A 445-nucleotide genomic window follows, 5' to 3' on the forward strand; every position below is an offset into this window, starting at 1 on the left:
AAACAAACAAAACTGGTCTGCGCTTTTATTGGGTAAAACTGGCATTCGTTTTTTAACGTTTACGGGTGGTGTTGTATTACACGCCATCAACATTTATGTTGTTATTACTATTTTGCCATCTCTTATGAGTGATATTGTCGGGGTGGTTACTTTTTTTTGGTTAGCCACCCTTAATTTTTCAGCGACACCCACTGGGATTTCTCCTTCAACCAAAAGAAAAAAAGAAAAAAGGGCACGCATAGTACTCATCATGAAAAAAAAAGGGAGGATGGAAGTGTTTTCTTCTCGTTGGCCAAAGACCAGGCTCCTTTAAAGTGTGTTTTGGGGGGGCGAGAAAAACCAACAAAAAAAGAAAACACAGAAGAGCTTAGTATAAGAACAAAAAAAAAAACAGATAATTTTTTTTTTTCGCAAGAAAACTAGAGGAAATACCGTTTTTGGTGTT

General features: G+C 36.6%; 1 pseudogene. It reads left to right on the forward strand.

The annotated features are described in order from the left end of the window. Positions 1 to 214, forward strand: a pseudogene (locus tag J7R10_RS08765) (MFS transporter); the annotation flags it as partial. Positions 215 to 445 lie beyond the last annotated feature (231 nt).

This window comes from Bartonella vinsonii subsp. berkhoffii ATCC 51672 (genome assembly GCF_902825225.1).
Lineage (GTDB): Bacteria > Pseudomonadota > Alphaproteobacteria > Rhizobiales > Rhizobiaceae > Bartonella > Bartonella berkhoffii.